Raw genomic sequence first — 21,806 nt, 5'->3', positions numbered from 1 at the left:
AGAGAAATGATCTTGAAAACCAGGGATGAGAAATTGCAGGAGGCAAGAAAAAGAAGAATAGAAATCTTTAACAATTCCACCTTAACTCAATAGGCCGTTTTCTCCAATTCACGCTGAACCAATACAATGGTGCCGAAGAGGAGGGTCGAACTCCTACGGGCTATTCGCCCACTAGACCCTGAATCTAGCGCGTCTGCCAGTTCCGCCACTTCGGCACCGCAGACGCTATGATATTTTTTGAAAGAAGGTTTGTCAAGGAAAGCGAGGCTCGATGAAAAGAATTGCTTCGCTCCGCCAGCAGTGACTATAATATAAAAAGATATGGCCGCAAGTTTTTATGAGTTCATCGATCATACGGCGGATCTCGGACTGATTGTAAGAGCGGGGTCAAAGCAGGAACTATTCGAACGAGCCGCTTTTTCCGTCTTTGACATCATGATAGATCTATCCACGGTGGAACCGAAAAGCATATACAGGATCGAGGTGACAGGAGAGGACAGGGAAGAACTGATGGTGAACTGGCTCAATGAGCTTCTATTCATCCATGACGCGAGAAGTGTTCTGCTCAAGATCTTTGATATCAGGGAGATGGGCGATAGATTCCTGAAAGCAGAGTGCAGGGGAGAAGAGTTCAGGCATGACGTTCACAGAATCAGAAAAGAGATCAAGGCAGCTACCTACCACAACATCCTAGTATCCGAGGATAGGACCGGATGGGCTCTTCGTATAATCTTCGATATTTAACAGGCTTATGAAAAGCTCTTAGAAGAAGGGGGCAAAGATGAATCAGATATCCTGTAAACTTCAGAAAATCGATGATTACAGGTGGAGGATCCCGAAGGAAGGCAAGATGAGAGTCGAGGGGATCATATATGCAAGCCAGGAAATGATGAATGATATCCAGAAGGATCAGAGTCCGCAGCAGGTTATGAACGTAGCCTATCTCCCCGGGATCATCAGGGCATCCATGGCGATGCCGGACATGCACTGGGGCTACGGTTTTCCGATCGGTGGAGTTGCCGCCTTTGACATGGATGAGGGAATCATCTCGCCCGGAGGGGTCGGCTACGATATCAACTGAGGGGTGCGACTCATGCGCTCAGGTCTGAGCGTGGATGACGTTAGAGGAAGAATAAGAGAGATCGTGAGTGCTCTCTTTGCAAACATCCCATCCGGTGTCGGCTCTCACAGGAAGGATCTGAAACTGAACGTTGAGGAAGAGAGGAAGGTGCTTGTGAAGGGCGCCGAGTGGGCTGCCGAGAGGGGGCTCGGGAGCAGGGAAGAGCTGCAACATATAGAAGACGGTGGGAAGATCGAGGGTGCAGACCCTTCGATGGTGAGCGAGAAAGCCCTGGAGAGGGGGAGATCTCAGCTTGGTACGGCAGGCTCAGGGAACCACTTCGTCGAAGTCGGCTACGTCCAGGAGATTTATGACGAAGAGGGAGCCAGTACACTTGGCCTGTTCAAGAATCAGGTGACTATCATCGTCCATACCGGCTCAAGGGGGTTCGGATACCAGGTCTGCGATGACTACATCAAGGTCATGCTCAGAGCGTCTCAGAAGTATGGCATAGAGCTTCCCGATAGACAGCTCTGCTGCGCTCCCATCAAGTCGGATGAAGGGAAGAGATATCTGGCGGCCATGATCTGTGCCGCCAACTATGCTTTCGCCAACAGGCAGATCATCTCCTACTGGGTGAAGGAGACGTTTGAGCGAGTGCTGGGGAAAAGTGCCGAGAAGTATGGGCTCTCGACGGTGTACGATGTATGCCACAACATCGCGAAGATCGAGACTCACATCCTCGAAGGGAAGGAGAAGAAAGTCTGCGTTCACAGGAAAGGAGCGACACGAGCCTTTCCGCCGGGGCATCTCTCAGTACCGCTGAGCTATCGCCACGTCGGACAGCCCGTCCTGATACCGGGTGACATGGGGCGATGCAGCTATGTCCTCCTTGGAACGCAAAGAGCATTAGAAGAGACGTTCGGGAGCACCTGTCATGGAGCCGGCAGGGTCTTGAGCCGTACTCAAGCCAAGAAAGTCGCTGCGCAGAAATCTATCCTGCGCGAGCTGGAGAGCAAAGGGATCCATGTACTTTCCGTAGAAAGATCGACTCTGATGGAGGAGATTCCTGAAGCCTACAAGGACGTTTCGGATGTCGTGGATGCCGTCCACGGAGCGGGAATCTCCAGAAAGGTTGCCAAGCTAATCCCAATGGGCGTCATCAAGGGATGATGAAGCCATGGAGTACATGCTGGCATCGGCATCTACGCAGCATGCAAAATAAATTGCCAAATGGCGAAGAAGTGCTATAATTTTTAAAATTATGTGAAAAAGAACACATAAAAAGGAGAATCAAATAATGAAAAAATTGTCAGTCCTGTTTGCGATTTTGAGTGTATTCTTTATCGCCCCGGTGATTTCAGCACCTACCTATGTCGGAGCGGAGAAGTGCAAGATCTGCCACAAGACAGAATTCGAATCATGGGCCCAGCTGAAGCATGCCAAGGCAATGGAGGCCCTGAAGCCCGAGGAGCAGAAAGATCCAAAGTGTCTTGCCTGCCATAGCACAGGGCATGGAAAGACGGAGGCGGTGCTGGGTGGTGTCCAGTGCGAGGCTTGCCATGGTCCTGGCAGCGATTACAAGTCGCCTGCCGTCATGAAGGATCCAGCCAAAGCGAAAGCAGCGGGATTGATAATACCAGATAAAGCAGCTTGTGAAGGTTGTCATAACGCAAAGAGCCCGACCTTCAAAGGCTTCAACTATGAAGAGATGAAGCCGAAAGCCATGCATGCCGTGAAGCAGAAGTAATCACTGGGCAGTTAACAGTCATTTTACGGATGTAGCTCATTTTACAGGGGGTATGCTTTGAGCATATCCCCTTTTTACTTCCCGTCAGGTGTGCGTTTTCAAGATTAGCCTCTATAATATATTCTCCATTTCAATAGATCGAATTTTTATGAAAAGGCAGGAAGCATGATTGGAATAACGAAGCTCTACTGTGGTGAATCCGCGGGCGGGGATGTTCTGAGATACGGAGACAGTGAGGAAGCGGCGAAGAGGCTGGCAGATTCTCACACACTTCCGGAATCGGCAGGGAAGAGAAAACCGGTAGTCGTCTGGAACATCACGCGGAGATGCAATCTCAGGTGCATCCACTGCTATACAGACTCAGAGAACATCAGCTATAGCGGCGAACTTAACACAGAGGAGGCAAGAGCCCTCATCGATGATCTGGCACAGTTCTCAATCCCGGCATTGCTCTTCTCAGGTGGAGAACCGCTGATGAGAAAAGATCTTTTCGATCTAGTGAAATATGCCAGAAGCAGCGGGATAAGGCCTGTCCTGTCAACGAACGGGACGCTGATCGATGAGAGGGTGGCCGAAAAGCTGAAAGATTCGGGTTTCATCTACGTCGGTATATCGCTCGATGGGATAGAAATGGCAAATGACAGATTCCGTGGCGTTGAAGGTGCATTTTCGAAGGCGGTCAGGGGCTTCAGGAACTGCGTGAATATCGGGCAGAAGGTGGGACTGCGCCTGACCCTCACAAGGCAGAACTTCTGTGACCTCAATGGCATCTTCGATTTCATAGAGGAGGAGAACATCAACAGGGCATGCTTCTATCATCTCGTCTATTCGGGCAGGGGAACGAGTATGCTCGAGGATGATCTGACGCACGGCCAGAGCAGAGAAGCCATGGACATAATCATCGAGAGGACGGCAGATTTCTGCAGGAGAGGATTGAACAGAGAGATCCTGACAGTGGATAACCACTGCGATGGGGTCTATCTCTACTTCAAGCTTCGTGAGGAGGATCCAGAGCGAGCCGAAAAGGTCATGAAACTCCTGAAGTGGAATGGAGGGGGAACATACAGTTCCGGAGTTGGAATCGGATGCATCGATTTTCTTGGGAATGTCCACCCGGATCAGTTCTGGATGTCTTACACGCTCGGGAACGTCCGTGACAGGAAATTCAGCGAGATCTGGATGGATGTCGGCGACCCACTCATGGCAGGGCTCAAGAACAGGAAAGGGATTCTTAAGGGAAGATGCGGAAAGTGCATCTGGAAGGATGCCTGCGGCGGAAGCATGAGGGCCAGGGCATACGCGATTTACAAAGACCCCTGGATGGAGGACCCTGCCTGCTATCTCACCGATGAGGAAATAGGGATCAAATAATGCCATAAAACACTTAAAGAGTGTTTTTTCCCGCAAAATTAAACGAATTTAATCCAGCCTATCATCAAAAAAGAACCGCTACATGATGAGAAGATGCATGTGGTAGAGATTTTGCATCTAGCTTGGAATCATTTGAGCAGTAGAGATGCAGCAAAGGATACTTCTCATAGATGATGAAAAACTGATCAGAATTGCTCTCATCCATTCGCTGCAGGAAGACGGGTATATGGTAGATTCCGCCTCTTCGGGCCTGGAAGCAATCGAGAAGCTCTCCCTCAACCGGTATGACCTGATCATCACGGACCTCAGGCTTCCCGACATCAGCGGCGTAGAGATACTGAGGGTCGCCAAAAAGATAAGCCCTGAAATGAAGGTCATCGCCATGACGGCTTATGAGACGGAGCAGAAAACGGAACAGAACATCAGAGGCATGAAGGGAGAACTCCTGTATAAGCCCTTCACCCTCGGGACGATAAAAGGCTCCGTTTCTCGGATTCTTCAGAAATGAAAATTCAAAAGTGTCGAATAGTGGTAGATTGGAAAACGTGATTGTGATATAAAATTAACGATTTTCAGGGAGAGAAGATGAAGAGATACATTTTGATGATGCATGAGCTGGATCGGGATCGAACAGGCGCGTTTAGAGCCATCATATCGGTATTCTTTTTCTGCATCTTGACGGCCTTGCTGTCCCAGGTGAAGGTTCCGCTTCCCTTCACTCCCGTTCCTTTCACACTCCAGGTCCTTGCCGTCTTCCTGACCGGCTATTTCCTGAGCTCCCGGCTCGCTCCATTGAGCATGGTCCTCTACCTGGCAGCCGGCCTGATGGGATTCCCCGTCTTTTCCGGAGCCTCAGCCGGATTCTCATCTCTGGCAGGACCCACAGGCGGTTATATAGTCGGTTTCATCCCGGCTGCCTTGGCAATCGCTTATCTCAAAGAGAGGAATATCTTGCGTAGATTTAATTTCATTGTGACGATCGTTTCCGGCATGACGATCATCTATTTCTTTGGTCTCATCCATCTGATTCTCTATGTCAAAGCATTGACAGGTCTCCAGGGGAGCCTTCTGCTCATGCACACGTTTAACATCGGGGTTTTTCCTTTCATCCTGATCGATGCCAGCAAGGGGATCATAGCAGCATCCCTCTACTATGGCGTAATGCGCAGGAAGGGATTATTCTGATACGTTCCTCTGCTTTCCTCTATCTCACAAAACCCTTTTTCATCTTTTTCCCTTCACGCAAACCCCAGCATTGTGATTGAAAGGCTCGGTCGGATGTGGCATAATCTTTACTCAAAAATAGCTGAGAGAAATCATAAACAATCAGCAACGGTTTCTTGACCATCAATACTAATCTTTCAAGGAAGGTAAAAGGAGATGAGAAATGTCGATAAGAGAAATCGAGGCGCTTGAGTATCATTCTTTGGGAAGAAAGGGAAAAGTTGAGGTCGTTCCGACAAAGCCATGCTTGACGCAGAGAGATCTTTCCCTGGCTTATACGCCTGGGGTCGCCGTTCCCTGTCTGGAGATAAAGAAGAATCCCGAGGATGCTTACAAATACACAACAAAGGGAAATCTCGTTGCTGTTATATCGAATGGAACTGCCGTTCTGGGGCTTGGAAACATAGGAGCGCTTGCCGGTAAACCGGTTATGGAAGGGAAGGGAGTTCTCTTCAAGAGGTTTGCAGATATAGATGTCTTTGATATCGAACTTGCTACGGAAGACCCGGATGAGTTCATCAAAGCGGTGAAATTGATGGAGCCCACCTTTGGAGGGATCAACCTCGAAGACATCAAGGCTCCCGAATGTTTCTACATAGAGCAGAGGCTCATCGAGAGCATGGATATACCAATCTTCCACGATGACCAGCACGGGACGGCAATCATCAGTGCCGCGGGCCTGCTCAATGCTCTGGAACTTGTCAATAAGAAGATAGACAAGGTCAAAGTGGTCTTCTGTGGTGCGGGAGCCGCGGGAATCGCCTGTGCCAGGATGTTCCTGGCGATAGGGGTCAAGAAGGAGAATATCCTTCTTGCCGATACGAAGGGGGTCATTTACAAGGGAAGAAGAGAGGCGATGAATCTTTACAAGGAAGAGTTCGCCATTGAGACGAATGCCAGGACTCTGGCAGATGCCATGAAGGGTGCCGATGTCTTTGTGGGAGTCTCCGTGAAGGACCTTGTAACGAAGGATATGGTCCGATCCATGGCTGATAATCCAATAGTTTTTGCCATGGCTAATCCCGATCCGGAAATTACTTACCCAGACGCCAAGGATGCGAGAGATGACATCATCATGGCTACTGGAAGATCTGACTTCCCGAACCAGGTCAACAACGTCCTTGGGTTTCCTTTCATATTCCGAGGCGCTCTTGACGTACAGGCGAAAGCGATCAATATGGAGATGAAGGTAGCCGCTGCGAAAGCACTTGCCGATCTTGCCAAAGAAGACGTTCCTGATGTAGTCATCAAGGCTTACGGAGATCAGAAGCTCCAGTTTGGCCCGGAATACATCATTCCGAAACCGTTCGATCCACGCGTCCTTCTCTGGGAGGCTCCTGCCGTTGCAGAGGCAGCGATGAAGACGGGAGTAGCACGCAAGCCTCTCGAGAGCATGGAAGCCTACCGGGAGAGCCTGGAAAAGAGAATACTCGGGAAATCGCGAGAGGTCATGCGCGTAGTAATCAATCGAGCCAGACAGAAACCCAAGAGGATCGTTTTCCCCGAAGGGAAAGAGGTAAAGGTCCTCAGGGCATGCCAGCAGATTCTTGACGAGAAGATTGCCGTCCCGATCCTCATCGGAAACAAGGCCGAGATCAGCGATATTGTTAAGAAGAACGGGCTTGAACTCGATGGCGTCGAAATCATCGATCCTCTGACATCCCCGAAGCTACAAAAGTACACCGAAGAACTTTACGTACTGAGGCAGAGGAGTGGGATGACCCCGCATCTTGCAATGAGGAGCATCAGAGAAGAGCACATCTTTGGAATGATGATGGTCCATATGGGCGAAGCCGATGGACTGGTCTGCGGCATCAATATGTCATATCCTGACACTATTCGGCCCGCCCTCCAGGTCATCAAGCTCAAAGACGATGTGGAAAAAGTCTCCGGGATGTACTGCCTCGTCCTCAAGGACAAGGTAATGTTTTTTGCTGATGCCACAGTCAACATCGAACCCACGGCGGAAGATCTCGCCGAGATTGCCACGCTCGGAGCAAAAACGGTCAGTAAATTCTTCCGGATCGAGCCGCGGGTGGCCATGCTCTCCTTCTCCAACTTTGGCAGCGTCAAGCATCCTTTTGCCGAAAAAGTCAAACGGGCAACGGAACTGGCCAAGAAGAAGAATCCAGACATAATTATTGAAGGAGAGATGCAAGCAGATACTGCCGTCGTGCCGGAGATCTGCAAGGAAACATTCCCGCACTCTAGGATCAAAGGAGATGCTAACGTACTCATCTTTCCGGATCTACAATCGGGCAACGTTGCCTACAAACTCATCCAGAGGCTGGCAGGAGCAGAGATTATCGGACCGATCCTCATGGGAATGAGGAAGCCGGTCAATGTCTTGAACCACTACTCTTCGGTGAGCGAGATCGTCAACATCACGGCCATCACGGCCGTCATGGCTGAGGATTGATCATTCCTCTTCCGTTTTTGCTATAACCTGCTTTACCCAGAACTTTGCATGCTCGAATAAAAAAGCTTTTTGCTTTATACAGATCGAATATCGACAAAGGGTTCGAAGGCAATCCCAGTTGAAGGAATTCCCCCTTTCTGTTAATGGAGAAAAATCTAATGCAGGTTGAAAGTAATGAATTTGGCTTTATCTTAGACCTATGGGGAATGATAGAAGAATTGTTATGAAAGACAGATACGATTCGATTATCGTAGGCGCTGGTCCTGCGGGTCTCTTCGCCGCCAACGAACTTGCATCCCTTGGGTTCGATGTCCTCGTTATCGACAGAGGGGGAAACGTCCATGACCGAGGCTATGTCTTCAATGAGAGGGGCGAGCTCAGAGCTGAGAAGCTCGATATCATATCAGGTATCGGCGGGGCGGGCATCTTTTCCGATGGAACTTTGAATCTGAGACCAGATATCGGTGGGAACCTCTCTGAATATACAAAGGACGCCGAGAAGGCCTGGGATCTCGTGAAGTATGTGGACAGCATCTTCCTCCTCCATGGCGCTCCCGGAGAGGTCATTAATCCGGGAACAGAAGAAGTGGAACAACTCAAGAGAAAGGCGGCGGCAAACGGAGCGTCCTTCATCGAGATCCCCCAGAGACACATCGGGACGGATAGAGCGGTCGAGGTGATATCTCGTTTCAAGAAATCGCTCGATGAGAGAGGTGTCCGTTTCAAGCTTCGATGCCGGGTGGAAGACATCCTCAGCGAGGGAAAGGTGTGCGCTGGAGTTATCTGCGAGGGAGGGGAGAAGATCTTCTCGAAGGCAGTCATCCTGGCTCCGGGAAGAGCCGGTTCAGGCTGGATGGAGAAGATATCAAGGGAGTTCAAAATCGGAGCGCGGCATGGTCCCATCGATGTCGGCATCAGAGTCGAGCTGCCCAGAATCGTGATGACTCCCGTTACACGAATCAACAGGGATCCAAAATTTCACATAAGGACGAAAACCTACGATGACTTCGTCCGGACATTCTGCGCCAATGATGGCGGCTTCGTCGTAAAAGAGAGATACGACGATTACGTCGGAGTGAACGGCCACTCCTTCAAGGGGCGGAGCTCCGAAAATACTAACTTTGCCTTCCTGGTCAGAGTCGAACTGACCGAGCCTATCGAGAATACCTCACAGTATGGAAGAAGCGTTGCGCTTCTCGCGACTACGATCGGTGGCAGGAAGCCTATCCTCCAGAGGCTCGGTGATCTCAGGCGAGGAAGGAGGTCCAATGCGGGACGCATTCTGAGAAATTACGTGCGGCCAACCCTTCCTGACGTCACTCCAGGAGATATCTCAATGGCTCTGCCGCACCGAATCGTTGAAGATCTCCTGGAAGGGCTGGAAGTCCTGGACAGAATCATTCCCGGGGTTGCATCCGATTCAACGCTGCTATACGCACCGGAGATAAAGTACTATGCCATGACAATAGAAGTGGATTCGCTGATGCAGACCAATCTGAGGGGCCTTTTCGTGGCCGGGGATGGAGCAGGTCTCTCCAGAGACCTGATAAATGCCTCGGCAACAGGCGTCATTGCCGGCAGGGGAGCATCCTCCATCATCAAGGGGAACGCCTGATCGCTTCGGAGCTCGTGCGATACAGGATCTGGAACCCCTCTTATTGTTGCGGCAACGCAATGTCAGGGCTATAATTTTTCATTCAAAAAACCGATTTAGCTGAATGAATTTTCATCTCGCGGGCGATGGAGTAACTCTTACAGATGTTTTTCAAAATAAAATGGAAAATTATACTTGATGCTCTTTTAATTATCCTCGTGGGTGCAGCCGTAGGCTTTGCCTACAACTATGTCCGGAAGGATGGGCTCCAGGTCATGAAGAAATGGCCTCATCCCGGCGAGCAGGACTCAACTGCTGTGGAAAGCTCTGGAACTGAGACGCAGGACCCCGCTGCGGAACCTGTATTCATAGATCTTGATGAGGCGAAGAAACTCTTTGAAAATGGAGAAGCCGTGTTTCTTGATGCCAGGGAAAAAGAAGAATACCTGGAAGGCCATATCGAGGGGTCAATCAACGTCCCCTATGGATGGTATCTGGACAAGCATCCGGATATCTCCGGGATGTTCGATCAGGGCAGGGTGATAGTCACTTACTGCAGCGGCACGGAATGCGAGGCCAGCATCCAGCTGGCATTTGCAATGAGGGAGAGAGGTTTCAAGAGGATAAAGATATTTTACGGGGGATGGCAGGAATGGGTGAATGCCGGTTTCCCGGTGAAAAGTGGTGCTTGAGAATGATCCCGCAGAACATTCAGACAATAATCATCTTCCTCTTTCGCATAGCCATAGGCATCGTCTTCATCTATGCCAGTTTCGACAAGATCGCTCACGTTTCCGATTTCGGGAGGGTGGTCCATAATTACAGGATGCTTCCTTACTATGCGGAGAATATCCTTGCCATCATGCTCCCCTGGATAGAACTGTTTGCCGGGATATTCCTGATCCTTGGATACAGGATGCGAGGATCAGCCCTCGTCCTCGCTCTACTCCTCTCCGTTTTCATTGTGGCTATTTCATTGGCCCTCTTCAGGGGGCTCGATATCTCCTGCGGATGTTTCAATACAAAGGAAGGGATGAAAATCAGCCTGGAGCTTCTCCTGCGAGACTCACTGATGCTGATTATGACCGTTTCCATACTCCTGTCCCCGTCAAAAGCAAGACAGAATCCATGACCATCTTAACCGAGTGCCGATAAGAGAAGCATCATGAAAAAATTTTCTGCGAAGCGAGAAGAACAGTTTGCTTTGAGGCTCGTCTTCTGGGAGCTGACGCCGGCCTGTAACCTGAAATGCATCCACTGCAGGGCTTCTGCTTCCCCGGGAAGATCCCCTGAAGAACTCACCACTGAAGAAGGAAAGAAGCTGATTGACTCGATCGTCGAGTTTGCGCGCCCCATTCTGATCTTCAGCGGGGGTGAGCCACTCTATCGGGCTGATGTCTTCGATCTTGCCCGACATGCCTCGTTGAGAGGTCTGCCTATCGCCCTTGCGACAAACGGAACTCTAATAGATATGAAGTCAGCCCGCGAGATAAAAGAGTCGGGATTCCGAAGGGTGAGCATCAGCATAGATGGATCCAATGCAAGAACGCATGATTCCTTCCGCGGCATTTCAGGGTCGTTTGAAAGAGCCATAGAGGGGTTCATGAACCTGAAGGAGATCGGGATGAGCCTTCAGTTCAATACGACCATTGCCAATCACAACGTGGATGAGCTTCCGGAGATTCTGAGGCTTGCCGAGAATCTTGGTGCCGATGCGCTTCACCTCTTCCTGCTGGTGCCGGTGGGCTGCGGCGTCGAGATCGCCGATGAGCAGATGATCAATGGAGAGAGATATGAGGAAGTCCTTGCCTGGCTATGTGACATGATGACTGAAACGAAAATGGAACTTAAGGCGACATGCGCTCCGCACTTTTACAGGATCCTGAGACAGAAGAAAGTGAAATTCGGACGGGAGAGAAAGGATGGGATGTCAGCCATCACGAAAGGCTGTCTGGCGGGTACTTCCGTCTGCTTCGTCTCCCACAGGGGGAATATCTACCCTTGTGGTTATCTGCCCGTCGGCGCGGGAAACGTTAGGACACAGTCGCTCGGGGAGATCTGGAAAAACTCGCAAGTCTTTGCCTCTCTGAGAGACACCTCCCTCCTCAAGGGCAAATGCGGAATCTGCGAATTCAGGAATGTCTGCGAGGGATGCAGGGCAAGAGCCTTCTATTCCAAGGGTGACTATCTCGAGGAAGAACCATTCTGTATTTACGAGCCGGGAATGGGAAAAAAGGACTGATCAGCCCTTCTTTCCCGCGGCGAGAGATTGAAGCAAGGCCATCAGATTTGATTTGTATCTGGAAGCGGTGTTTCTATGGATGATTCCTTTGACAACAGATCTGTCTATGAAGGATAGCGTCTCGGGGAGAAGTTTCTGGGCTGATTGCACATCCTTCTTATCTATGAAGGATCTCAATTTCTTTATCCTGGTTCGAAGTGAGCTGAGGTTGGTGTGCCTTCTCTCGCGCCTCTTGAAGTCCTGTTTCATTTTCTTTTCTGCCGAACGATGCGTAGCCATTTAGAAAGACTCCTTCCCTTTAAATTACCATATATTAGAAAACTTATCGCAATCTGTCAACAAAGAGCCTGTGAAGATCACTTGCTGGAGGATTCAAAATGAAGCTCCCATACTCTTGAGCTTGTCTTTGGCGATCCTTGCTTCGTCGCTCTTCGGGTATCTGCCGATCAGATACTGAAGCTGCATGACTCCCTTTGCCGTCTGATGCATCTCGAAGAGAGCCAATCCTTTTTTAAGATATGCGCCTGGAACCTTGTCCCCGTCGGGAAAGTTTTCGATGACCTTATCGAACTCATCGATGGCCGATTTATGGTTTCCCTGGCTGAAATAGCATTCTCCGATCCAGTACTGGGCGTTATCTGTCAGGTCGCTCTTTGGATATCTGACTATGTATTCCTGGAAGCCTGAGATGGCAAGAGCGTAATTTCCCTTGGAATAATCGGCATAGGAAGATTTAAAGAGCTCGTCGGGATTCGAGGGTAAAAAAGGCTTCTCGCCAGAGGCAGCTCCGGACGTTGCGGCTGGCTGCGCTCCCGACACCTGAGAGGGAATCTGTGGTGCCGCCCTCAGGATCTCCTTTGTGGCCAGGATCTCCTGGGACAGGGTCGATATCCGCTGGTTGGTGTCAGCCAGCCTGTCTAGAAGGATCTGGATGTCCCTGCTTAGAGCCTCGATCTTGATCTGGACATCCGCCTGACCGGTCCGAGACTTCTGCTCCTGATTCTCCATTTTCTCGTCGATTCTATCTATTTTGGAACCGGCTTCGGATATTTCCTTTTTCAAAACGGATATCTTTTCCTGAATGTCAGAAATATTGGATTGCACCATATCGAACTGTTTCGGCGTGATGCAACCCGTCAGCGAAAGCGCGGAAGCGAAGAGCAAGAGAACTAGACTGATTTTTCTCTTCAAGGTAAACCTCCTGGCTTACTGCCCTATGATGAATTCCACTCTTCTATTCTTGGCCCAGGCCTCCTCATTATGGTCTGGGTCAGCGGGCCTTTCCTCTCCATAGCTGATGCTCTTGAATCTCTCTTCCGAAAGTCCAAGGCTGATCAGATAATTCTTCACCGCGCCTGCTCGTTTTGCTCCGAGCTCGAGGTTGTACTCTATCGTGCCCCTCTCATCACAGTGTCCCTCGAGAGTGATCTGGTACTGCGGATTTTCCCTGAGCCATTTCGTGTTTTCCTTCAGGGTTGCAATGGTGTCCTCTCGCAAATCGTACTTATCGAAATCGAAGTAGACCGTCTTTAATAACTTTTTCATGTTGAGCTCATCGATGAAAGCGACTTCGGGAAGATCTTCCTCTTTTGTTGCCGGCTCCAGCCAGCTCTCCTTCACCTCGACAGGCGCAGGGGTCTTCTCGATCTTTTCCTGCGCCGGAGTAAAGGGTGGTATCTCTGTTGCTGGCTGGGCAGGTTCCTTTTTCGCTTTTCTCGGGCAGGAAACCAGAAGCATAGCCGATGCGATGATAAACAAAATCAGAACAAGTGCCATCCATTTCGCTCTTCCAGTCATTTTTTCCTCCTTCAGGTTATTTTGACCAGTCGGGTGTGAAGCAGTTTCCCGAGAAAGTAAGCTGCTTCAGATCTGACCCATCCATGTTCATTGAAAATATATTATAAGAGCCGGTCCTGCTGGAAGCAAAGACTAGGTGTCTCCCATCCGGGGACCATCTTGGATTCTCATTGTTCCCGCTGTTGCCTGTCAGAGGGACGGATGTCCCGCTGTTCAGATCGTAGATGCATATGTCGAACCTTCCATCCTTTCGAGAGGCGTAGGCAATCTTATCGCCTCTGGGAGACCAGGCGGCGGAATCGTTGTAATTCCCATCGAAAGTTATCCTCCTCACGTTAGTTCCCTCTGCATCCATGATGTAAAGTTGAGGGCTTCCACTTCGATCCGAAGTGAAGACAACCTCTCTTCCCGTGGGTGACCAGCAGGGAGAAGAATCGATGGCAGCACAAAAGCTTAGTCTCTCCACCTTTCCCCTCTTGAGATCCCACTTGTATATCTCCGAGTTACCCGCTTCATTGGAGGAGAAGACTATGGTATTTCCGTCAGGAGACCAGTCCGGAGCCGAATTGAGATCTCCCTTCTTAGATCGTGACGCTACGATCTCCCCGGAACTGTTAATGATAAAGATCCCTGCCACTCCCTCGCGGAACGATATGAAGGCCAGCTTATCGCCGCCAGGCGGCCAGGCAGGACACAGGCTGATGGTTCCATTCCTCGTGAGCCTGCGTATCCGATGGCCATCGTAGTCCATCACATAGATCTCTTTTGCATTTCCGGCTTTCGAGGAAAAGGCAATCCTCGTCAGGCCGAGACCGTTGACCCCGGTGAAGTGTAGGATGATGTCGTCAGCCATCTTATGGGCGATCCGTCTGACAATGTCCGGGCTGCCGCTGTAGGACCTTCCCAGAATCATCTTTTCACTTCTCGTATCGAAGAGCCTGGCTTCGACAAGCAACTTGTCGCCGCTCCGTTTCATCCTGCCGATGACAGTGACGTCGGCCCCCACAGCATTCCACTCCTTCAGGTTGGGATTGGATTCAGAAAACTGACTGACGAGAGTGAGATGATATTCACTCAGCGGTTCGAAGTATCCTGAGTAGGCAAGGTCATCGATAATCGTCTTCCGGAGCTCATCCTGATATGCGGAGCAGACGGGATCACTATAGAGCCCGGGAATCGCGATCTTGACCCTTGTGTAACCCTTTCCCTCGATAATCCCGGTGATGGTCCGTTCCTGCTGCACCGCAGGATAGGGGCTGGAGGAGGATGAGAGGAGGTAAAGAACAACGACAAGGACAGATGCGAATAAGCTGTTTCCTGGCCGCAGGCTCTTTGATGTCCGTTTGGACAAGCGTCTCAGATCTTCATTTTGATCTTCCGATGAGTTCATGCCACATTGATCCTTTTGCTGAAAGAGTGCAATCTCTAAGAGAAAAACATCTCATTCGGGTTTCAAATCAAAGATGAACTTTGCTTTCAATGAGGGCTGTCCGAACTGGTAAGGGAGCGGAGGAAACGGGCTGGAGTCTTGAACAGCCCTTAGGGCCGATCTGTCCAGAGAGAAGAGACCACTGGACGATTCCACTACGATGTCCTCGACGCGCCCATCTCTCATGATCTGGAAGGTGATGGTGCACAGCAGACTCGTCCTGCCATTAAGTGGAATGACAGGCTTTACCCAGTTCTCCTTCAGTTTAGAGATGACGGTGGCCCGATACCAGGCATACTCGAAATCGACACCTCCAGTGAAGGTGATCTCTTTTTCATTTCCGCCGATGCTTCCCGATAGAGATGCATCAGGATTTCCTGAAGCTGCCTGTGCCGTTGCAGAGCTCATCAGTGGAGAACCCTCTTTCGATGTCTCTCTGCTTACTGCTTTCTCAGCTCCCGCCGCTTTTTTCTTTTCAGGAACGGGTTTCTTGGTTTTGCGAGCGTCGATCTCTATGGCTTCCTTTTTCCTGGCAGCAGGGAGAGAGGGAACTTCTGCTTTCGATTCTGCGGACCCGGCTTTCACTGCATATCCTGGGCTGCCTTCGGGAAAGGAGGGAAGGGATGCCAGCGAAACCTTGAAGAATACTTCCGGTGGCTCTGTTCTTCCAGGCATGATACTGGAGAGGAGCAGCGCACCCGAGAGAAAAATGATATGGCCTAGAGCAGAGATGAAAACCATGGGTCCGAGCCCGGTAAAAATATTCCTCTCGACCTTAAGAATGAAGAGAGGCCCTATCATCTCCTGCCTTCCTTTTCATGGATGGGATTTGTTACCATCGATATGTTCTCAATTCCCGTCTCCCGGATGATGTCCATAACCTGGAGGACCTTGCCATACGGGATCTTTCTATCGGCTTTCAGGAATATCGTTTCACGGGAATCCCTTCCTAAGAGCTCCAGGATCCTCTCTTTCAGGAGTTTTATGTGGACAGAGCGGTCGTTTATGTAGATGCGGTCCTCCCTGTCGATGGTCAGGACGATCCTTGCCTCATCGACCCCCATCGCTGTCTTTGTTTCAGGAAGGTTGACGTCGATCCCCCTGTGCATCATCGGTGCCACTACCATGAAGATGATGAGCAGCACGAGCATGACATCGACGAGAGGGGTAACGTTGATCTCTGAAAGAGATTTTCCATGCTTTTCCATCGTTTCAACCTTCTGGAGAGAGAGGTTATTCAGAGGCTTTAAGGCGGCTCCTCGATTCTGGCGACGAGATCCTCTATGAACTCTTCCGTTTCTGCACTCAGGACCCTTACCTTTCGCACAAAATGGTTGTAGGCGACGACGGCAGGGATGGCCGCTGCCAGTCCGGCAGCCGTTGTTATCAGGGCTTCGGCTATGCCTGGTGCATAGGCGGCGAGGCTTGCCGTTCCGGACGCTCCGATTCCCCGGAAAGCATTCATGATTCCCCAGACTGTGCCGAAGAGCCCGATGAACGGAGTAACAGAGGCGGTCGTTGCGAGGAAACTCAGATACTTATCAATCTTCCTTAGTTCAAGAGAAGCGTTTTTTCGTATATTGCGCTTCAGCAATCTCACATTCCTTCCGGATGGGGGGGAGGGATTCCCACTTGAGACGCTGAGCAAAAAGATGTTGGCCAGAGGATTCTTGTCCAGCAGCTTTGAAAACTCCACGAGTTCGGTGAGCGAGGCGGCGGAATTGAATTTTGTAATAAAGAGCCTGGACTCCCTTTCGACTCTTCGCAGCGTTCGGTATCTATCAACCATAATTGCCCATGAAACGATGGAGAATAGCATCAGGATGAAAAGAACAAATTTTGCCATGGCACCGGATTGAGCGACCAGCTCTATAATACCTGTCTGGAAACCCGAGAGGGTCGCAGCTGGAGCGAGAATATTTAAAGCCGCGATGTTCAAAAAATCCTCCAAATTTTTCGTTTAACGATAACATGCAAGTTCAAAAAAGTCAAATGACTCTTGGACTTATAAGAGATTCTTCAAGTTTTTCTTTATGATTAAGCTGCACCTTTGTTGACACCTTTTCGAAGGTAATGTTATCATTTTCGATCAATTCGATCTCCGGAGCCTTTGCTCTGTTGATTTTATTTCTTTTTTAGGATCACCTGACGGCAAACATTCTGTGATCGCGATCAATGCTTAAAACGTTGAGAATTAGAAATTTTGCAATTGTCGAAGAGATCTCCATCGACTTTTCAGAAGGGCTCAACCTCATTACGGGGGAGACAGGAGCTGGGAAATCAATAATCGTCGATGCTATCGAGATCCTCCTCGGGGAGCGTCCTTCGAGCAACGTTATAAGGACAGGAGAGCATAAGGCAACCGTGGAAGGGGTCTTCAGCATTGATGATCTTCCCGATGTGGAAAGGGTTCTTGAGAAGTCAGGAATCTCCATCACGGGAGATTTGATTCTCAAAAGGGAAATCAACAAGGCAGGCGCCGGGAAGATCTTCATCAACGGAGGGATAACAACCACATCCGCTCTCAAGGAGATCGGAAATATTCTTGTAGATATTCATGGGCAGCATCAGCATCAATCACTCCTGCACCCCGCCAATCATCTGGCCATCCTGGATCATTTTGGAGAGAATGAACTTCTCAAGAAGAGCGTTTCCGACCTCTCTCTTCAGTTCATGGCATGCAGCGAAGAGTACAGGAAACTCATGGAGCAACTTTTAGATAAGAACAGGGGAACCGATTTTCTCGAATTTCAGGCTGCGGAGATCGAGAAAATCTCCCCCCTGCCAGGAGAGGATGAGAAGCTGCAGAAAGAGAGGGAAATACTGAAAAGCGTCGAGATGCTGAAGAGGTTTGCCTCTGAGGCGTACGGCACGGCTTACGAAAATGAGAGATCCATCATCCTTCTTATCAAGCAGATCCGTTCGAACATGGAGAAACTATCCGCGATCGATCCCGAGCCTTCCAGATTTCTTTCGGTTCTCGATGAGGCGCGGTATGCCCTTGAAGACCTTTCTCTGTACTTGAGGGATTATCTGAAAAAGCTGGAACATGATCCCGCCAGACTGGCGGATGTGGAAGACCGGATTGCAGAGATCGAGAGATTGAAAATGAAGTACGGAGGCACGATTGAAGCCGTCCTGCAGTTCCGATCAAAAGCTGCGGAAGAGCTTGAGGCTTTGAACCGTTCAGATGAAGATCTGGAATCTTTGCGCGGCAGGATAGTGGAGATCTACAGAGCATATGTTGAAGCGGCTCTCCGGCTTTCCCGAGAGAGGCGGGCAGATGCGGAAAGATTCTCCAGCCGGGTAGTGGAAGAGCTGGGGGACATGGCAATGGGAGGAAGCCGTTTCAGCGTGGTGATTGAAAGCAACCCTCTTCCGGAATCCTGTGACTTTCAGAAATTGGTACCTGCTGGAGAATCGGGAGTAGACAGGTGTGAATTCCTCATATCCCTGAATGTCGGTGAGGATCTCAGACCTCTCGCCAGGGTAGCATCCGGAGGGGAGCTCTCGAGGATCATGCTTGCCATCAACAAGGTCCTCAAGAAAGGAAACGGATCGAAGACGCTGATCTTCGACGAAGTGGATGCTGGAATCGGGGCTGGCGTCGCATCCGCTGTTGCTCAGAAGCTGAAGAATATCTCCGCCAAGAACCAAGTCATCTGCATCACTCATCTTCCTCAGATTGCTTCTCTGGCGGATCATCACCTCAGTGTCCTGAAAAAAGTTTCCCGAGGGAGGACGAATGTGATTGTTCGTTCCCTCGACGAGAAGGAAAGAATCAAGGAAATCGCCAGAATGCTTGCCGGCGATAAGATCTCCGAGACCTCATTAATGCATGCGGAGGAAATGATCGAACATGAGAAAAAGAAAACCACTGCTGCTAAAGGCCGTCTACCCGGGAACGTTTGATCCGATCACCAACGGACACATCGACATCATCGACAGGGGGAGTTCTATCTTCGATGAGATAATCGTGGCCATTCTTAGAAATCCTGAGAAGCAGCCGCTATTCTCTATCGAGGAGAGGATCCAGATGATCGAGAAGGCAATTGCCGGATTTCCGAATGTCCGCATTGAAACATTCGATGGTCTTCTGGTTGATTACGCCGAGAAGATCGGCGCGAAGGTCATCGTCAGGGGGTTACGTGCCATCTCTGATTTTGAATACGAACTTCAGATGGCCATGATGAATAGAAGGATCAAAAGCAACCTGGAAACGGTCTTCATGATGCCCTGCGAGTCCTATTCCTACCTGAGCTCCAAACTGGTGCGCGAGGTGGCGGAGCTTGGGGGTAAGCTCACTGGACTCGTACCGGCAGAAGTCGAGAAGAGACTACAGGAGAGATTCAGGAGTAAGAAAAGATGCTGAGGATTTCAGGACGGATGAGGGAGATCACGTCTTCCTGCACATTTTCGCTGAAAGTGGAGGAGGACCGCATCAGATCAGCCGGTCAGGACATCATCGATTTCGGAGCGGAGGAGCCTGACTTCAACACACCGGACAACATCAAGGAAGCCGCGAAGAGATCGATCGACGAGAACTTCACGCATCATACCGATCCCATGGGTCTCTTCGAACTGAGAAAAGCGATAGCGGAGAGATACACGAAAGAGTACGGGACCGATTATCCTGAGAGAGAAATTCTTGTCGCAAATGGTGCCAGGAATGTGTTGCTTGCTCTTGCCCTCTCGCTTTTCGGCGAGGGGGACGAGGCGATCGTTCTTTCCCCTCACTGGTCTTCCTATCCGGAGCAGGTCAGGATAGCAGGAGCCAGACCTGTTTTTGCTAAGGTAGAAGCAGAAGATCGATTTTTGCCCCGAGCAGAGCGGATCGAAGAAGCCATCACATCGGCGACGAAGGCCATTTTCCTTAACAGTCCCTGCAATCCTTCCGGTAGCATCATCCCTTCCGACTTGCTGAAGAGGATCCTTGTGTTATCCCTGCAGAAAGATTTTTACATCATCAGCGATGAATCTTACGAGTCTTTCATCTTCGATGGACGGCATGAATCGATGATGCAGTATTTTCAGAAGGCGCGTGACAGGCTTATCCTCGTGAACTCCCTATCCATGACGTATGCCATGAGCGGATGGAGGATCGGCTATGCCATCGGTCCCAAGGCCATAATCGACGCCGCTGCGAAGATCGTCGGCCATGACTCCTTCCATCCCTCATCCGTCTCTCAGAAGGCAGCGCTGGAAGCCATGAGGGGAGAATCCGCCGTTGCCAGCATGCTTAATATTTACAGGGAGAGGCGGGATTGTATGCTTGAGCTCATCCAGTCGATCAAGGGGATGACATGTCATGTACCGGAGGGAGCCTTCTATCTCTTTCCAAATGTGACTGAACTCTGCAGGATGCTCAAGCTTGAGAGTTCCCTGGAGGTTTCCAATTATCTCTTCAAAAACGCCAGAGTGATTACCGTGCCCGGAGAAGTTTTTGGCTATCCCGGGCACATCAGGCTCACCTTCGCCGCATCCCTCGAAAACATCATGGAAGGGATGAAGAGGATCAGAGATACTCTCTGCTTCAGAGCATGATGGGAAGACCAGTCCGGATAAAATACGGGAAAGGCTTCATCGACATCCCTCCCACAAGTTTCCATCTGAAAGCTATTCAGCCAGCGTTCTTGGAAAAGGAAGAGCTGTCTCTGGAGGAGATAGAGAAGAAAATCAGCCAGCCGATCGCTTCACGGGAGATAGAAGAGCTGCATGGAGATGCGGATCGCGTCCTCATAGTGGTCTCTGATGCCACAAGAGTCACCTGCGTCCACCGATTTTTGCCAGCCATTCTTAAGAAGCTTCTGAGATCGGGTGTCCGTGAAGAGAATATCAGATTCATCTTTGCTACTGGAGTCCATCGGAAAGTAACTGTAAATGAGAAATCATCGATACTGGGGGAAACAATTATCGGCCGATATCAGCATTTAGACCATGACCCTTATGCAGAATCTTCCCTTTCGTTGGTTGGAAGAACGTCGAGGGGGACTACGGTCAGGGTCAATTCGGAAGTCCTCAAAGCTTCAAAGATCATCCTGACGGGAGCGATAGACCTTCACTATCATGCCGGGTTCACGGGAGGGAGAAAATCTTTGATGCCAGGTCTCGCCGGGCATGATACCGCGGCCTCCAATCATCTGCTTTCCCTTGTTTCGGAAGGGGAAAAGCATCCTTGCTCAGATGTCGGGATCCTTGAATCCAATCCCGTTCATGAGGATATGCTGGAAGGCGCGCTGATGGTTCCATCTCCTTTCATCGTGAACAGCATCATCGATGAGAGGGGAGGGATCGAAGAGATATTTGCAGGAGATATGGTTCGGGCGCACTGGAAAGGAGCGGAATATTTGAATGAGTCCCGGCGAATAAAAATCGAGAGAAAGGCAAGAATGGTCGTGGCAGGATGCGGCGGCTATCCAAAGGATATAAATGTCATCCAGGCAAACAAGTGCATTCAGAACTGTTCGCGACTTGTCGAGGATGGAGGGGTCCTGATCCTCGTGGCGCAGTGTTCCGAGGGGTATGGAAGCCAGGATTTTGCTGGATGGCTTTCCAGAGGGAAAGCGGGCATTCTTTACGATATGAAGCGACAGTTCAAGTCATACGCCCAGACTGCCCTCTCCATCATCCATGCTATTGAAAGCATCAACGTAATTTTCGTTACCGACTTCAGGTCGGAGGTCCTTCAATCCCTGGGGATACGCCAGACAGGGTCTCTGGGTGAAGCTTTTCAACTGGCGGAAGTGGTGATCGGAAAGGAAGCAGAAGGACTTGTCATCGAAAACGGTCCGCGGTGGTTCTTTCATATTTGACGGTTCCGTTCCTCAAGCGCTTTTGTGCCTGAAAAGTTCTCCCGATGGAAAATCGTACCGGGGGAGATCTATGCCGGCTTTTTTGCTGGATGATGGTCGGGATCCATC

Annotated in this window: 21 protein-coding genes, 1 tRNA gene and 1 pseudogene; 15 read left to right on the top strand and 8 right to left on the bottom strand. The window is 50.2% G+C overall.

Annotated elements, in window-relative coordinates:
• Positions 1–127: 127 nt before the first annotated feature.
• Positions 128–215, bottom strand: a tRNA-Leu gene (locus AB1756_10305).
• A gap of 106 nt (positions 216–321) precedes the next feature.
• On the opposite strand from AB1756_10305, the gene AB1756_10300 reads away from it, so the two are divergent.
• The 11 genes and pseudogenes from AB1756_10300 (at position 322) to AB1756_10250 (ending at position 11,660) form a co-directional block, all read left to right on the top strand.
• Entirely contained in the window at positions 322–744 is a 423-nt protein-coding gene (locus AB1756_10300; GenBank protein ID MEW5807719.1) for an archease, read from the top strand.
• 37 nt (positions 745–781) lie between these two features.
• Positions 782–2,233 (top strand): annotated as a pseudogene (locus tag AB1756_10295) (RtcB family protein).
• A 127-nt stretch (positions 2,234–2,360) separates the two neighbouring features.
• Positions 2,361–2,810, top strand: coding sequence for a cytochrome c family protein (locus AB1756_10290; protein MEW5807718.1), 450 nt, complete (start codon positions 2,361–2,363; stop codon positions 2,808–2,810).
• A gap of 165 nt (positions 2,811–2,975) precedes the next feature.
• The gene (locus tag AB1756_10285) at positions 2,976–4,181 is read left to right on the top strand and encodes a radical SAM protein (protein ID MEW5807717.1); all 1,206 of its coding nucleotides are present in this window, start codon (positions 2,976–2,978) and stop codon (positions 4,179–4,181) included.
• A gap of 145 nt (positions 4,182–4,326) precedes the next feature.
• Positions 4,327–4,689, top strand: coding sequence for a response regulator (locus AB1756_10280; GenBank protein ID MEW5807716.1), 363 nt, complete (start codon positions 4,327–4,329; stop codon positions 4,687–4,689).
• A 77-nt stretch (positions 4,690–4,766) separates the two neighbouring features.
• On the top strand, positions 4,767–5,366 hold the full coding sequence (locus tag AB1756_10275) for a biotin transporter BioY (GenBank protein ID MEW5807715.1): 600 nt from the start codon (positions 4,767–4,769) through the stop codon (positions 5,364–5,366).
• Positions 5,367–5,568: 202 nt separating this feature from the next.
• Positions 5,569–7,824, top strand: coding sequence for a phosphate acetyltransferase (gene pta, locus AB1756_10270; GenBank protein MEW5807714.1), 2,256 nt, complete (start codon positions 5,569–5,571; stop codon positions 7,822–7,824).
• A gap of 223 nt (positions 7,825–8,047) precedes the next feature.
• Positions 8,048–9,439 carry an FAD-dependent oxidoreductase gene (locus tag AB1756_10265; GenBank protein ID MEW5807713.1) on the top strand — a complete coding sequence of 464 codons (1,392 nt, stop codon included), beginning with the start codon at positions 8,048–8,050 and terminating at the stop codon, positions 9,437–9,439.
• Positions 9,440–9,582: 143 nt separating this feature from the next.
• Positions 9,583–10,110 carry a rhodanese-like domain-containing protein gene (locus AB1756_10260; protein MEW5807712.1) on the top strand — a complete coding sequence of 176 codons (528 nt, stop codon included), beginning with the start codon at positions 9,583–9,585 and terminating at the stop codon, positions 10,108–10,110.
• Positions 10,071–10,550 carry a MauE/DoxX family redox-associated membrane protein gene (locus AB1756_10255; protein MEW5807711.1) on the top strand — a complete coding sequence of 160 codons (480 nt, stop codon included), beginning with the start codon at positions 10,071–10,073 and terminating at the stop codon, positions 10,548–10,550. The genes AB1756_10260 and AB1756_10255 overlap by 40 nt, the downstream gene beginning before the upstream one ends.
• 33 nt (positions 10,551–10,583) lie before the next feature.
• Entirely contained in the window at positions 10,584–11,660 is a 1,077-nt protein-coding gene (locus AB1756_10250; protein ID MEW5807710.1) for a radical SAM protein, read from the top strand.
• Here AB1756_10250 and rpsT read toward each other — a convergent pair whose 3' ends face one another.
• The 7 genes from rpsT to AB1756_10215 form a co-directional block, all read right to left on the bottom strand.
• Positions 11,661–11,939, bottom strand: coding sequence for a 30S ribosomal protein S20 (gene rpsT / locus AB1756_10245; GenBank protein MEW5807709.1), 279 nt, complete (start codon positions 11,937–11,939; stop codon positions 11,661–11,663). It abuts the gene before it with no gap.
• Positions 11,940–12,032: 93 nt separating this feature from the next.
• Entirely contained in the window at positions 12,033–12,851 is an 819-nt protein-coding gene (gene ybgF / locus AB1756_10240) for a tol-pal system protein YbgF (GenBank protein ID MEW5807708.1), read from the bottom strand.
• Positions 12,852–12,866: 15 nt separating this feature from the next.
• Positions 12,867–13,457, bottom strand: coding sequence for a peptidoglycan-associated lipoprotein Pal (gene pal, locus AB1756_10235; GenBank protein MEW5807707.1), 591 nt, complete (start codon positions 13,455–13,457; stop codon positions 12,867–12,869).
• A 16-nt stretch (positions 13,458–13,473) separates the two neighbouring features.
• The gene (gene tolB / locus AB1756_10230; GenBank protein MEW5807706.1) at positions 13,474–14,847 is read right to left on the bottom strand and encodes a Tol-Pal system beta propeller repeat protein TolB; all 1,374 of its coding nucleotides are present in this window, start codon (positions 14,845–14,847) and stop codon (positions 13,474–13,476) included.
• Positions 14,848–14,898: 51 nt separating this feature from the next.
• Entirely contained in the window at positions 14,899–15,687 is a 789-nt protein-coding gene (locus tag AB1756_10225; GenBank protein MEW5807705.1) for a TonB family protein, read from the bottom strand.
• Positions 15,684–16,094: a biopolymer transporter ExbD gene (locus tag AB1756_10220; protein MEW5807704.1), complete on the bottom strand. Its 411-nt coding sequence runs from the start codon at positions 16,092–16,094 to the stop codon at positions 15,684–15,686. The genes AB1756_10225 and AB1756_10220 overlap by 4 nt, the downstream gene beginning before the upstream one ends.
• Positions 16,095–16,132: 38 nt before the next feature.
• The gene (locus AB1756_10215; protein MEW5807703.1) at positions 16,133–16,825 is read right to left on the bottom strand and encodes a MotA/TolQ/ExbB proton channel family protein; all 693 of its coding nucleotides are present in this window, start codon (positions 16,823–16,825) and stop codon (positions 16,133–16,135) included.
• A gap of 248 nt (positions 16,826–17,073) precedes the next feature.
• Here AB1756_10215 and recN point away from each other — a divergent pair, with 248 nt between their 5' ends.
• The 4 genes from recN to larA are packed head-to-tail and all read left to right on the top strand — an operon-like array spanning position 17,074 to position 21,698.
• Complete coding sequence (gene recN / locus AB1756_10210) at positions 17,074–18,798, top strand: DNA repair protein RecN (GenBank protein MEW5807702.1); 1,725 nt, start codon at positions 17,074–17,076, stop codon at positions 18,796–18,798.
• Positions 18,746–19,258, top strand: a complete 513-nt coding sequence (gene coaD, locus AB1756_10205) for a pantetheine-phosphate adenylyltransferase (protein ID MEW5807701.1) — start codon at positions 18,746–18,748, stop codon at positions 19,256–19,258. The genes recN and coaD overlap by 53 nt, the downstream gene beginning before the upstream one ends.
• Positions 19,252–20,430, top strand: a complete 1,179-nt coding sequence (locus tag AB1756_10200) for a pyridoxal phosphate-dependent aminotransferase (GenBank protein MEW5807700.1) — start codon at positions 19,252–19,254, stop codon at positions 20,428–20,430. Before coaD ends, AB1756_10200 begins: the two co-directional genes overlap by 7 nt.
• The gene (gene larA / locus AB1756_10195) at positions 20,427–21,698 is read left to right on the top strand and encodes a nickel-dependent lactate racemase (GenBank protein ID MEW5807699.1); all 1,272 of its coding nucleotides are present in this window, start codon (positions 20,427–20,429) and stop codon (positions 21,696–21,698) included. The genes AB1756_10200 and larA overlap by 4 nt, the downstream gene beginning before the upstream one ends.
• Positions 21,699–21,806 lie beyond the last annotated feature (108 nt).

Source organism: Acidobacteriota bacterium (assembly GCA_040752675.1).
Classification (GTDB): Bacteria; Acidobacteriota; Polarisedimenticolia; order JBFMGF01; family JBFMGF01; genus JBFMGF01.
The sequence above is the reverse complement of the archived record's forward strand: the minus strand, read 5'-3'. Positions and strand labels throughout refer to the sequence as shown.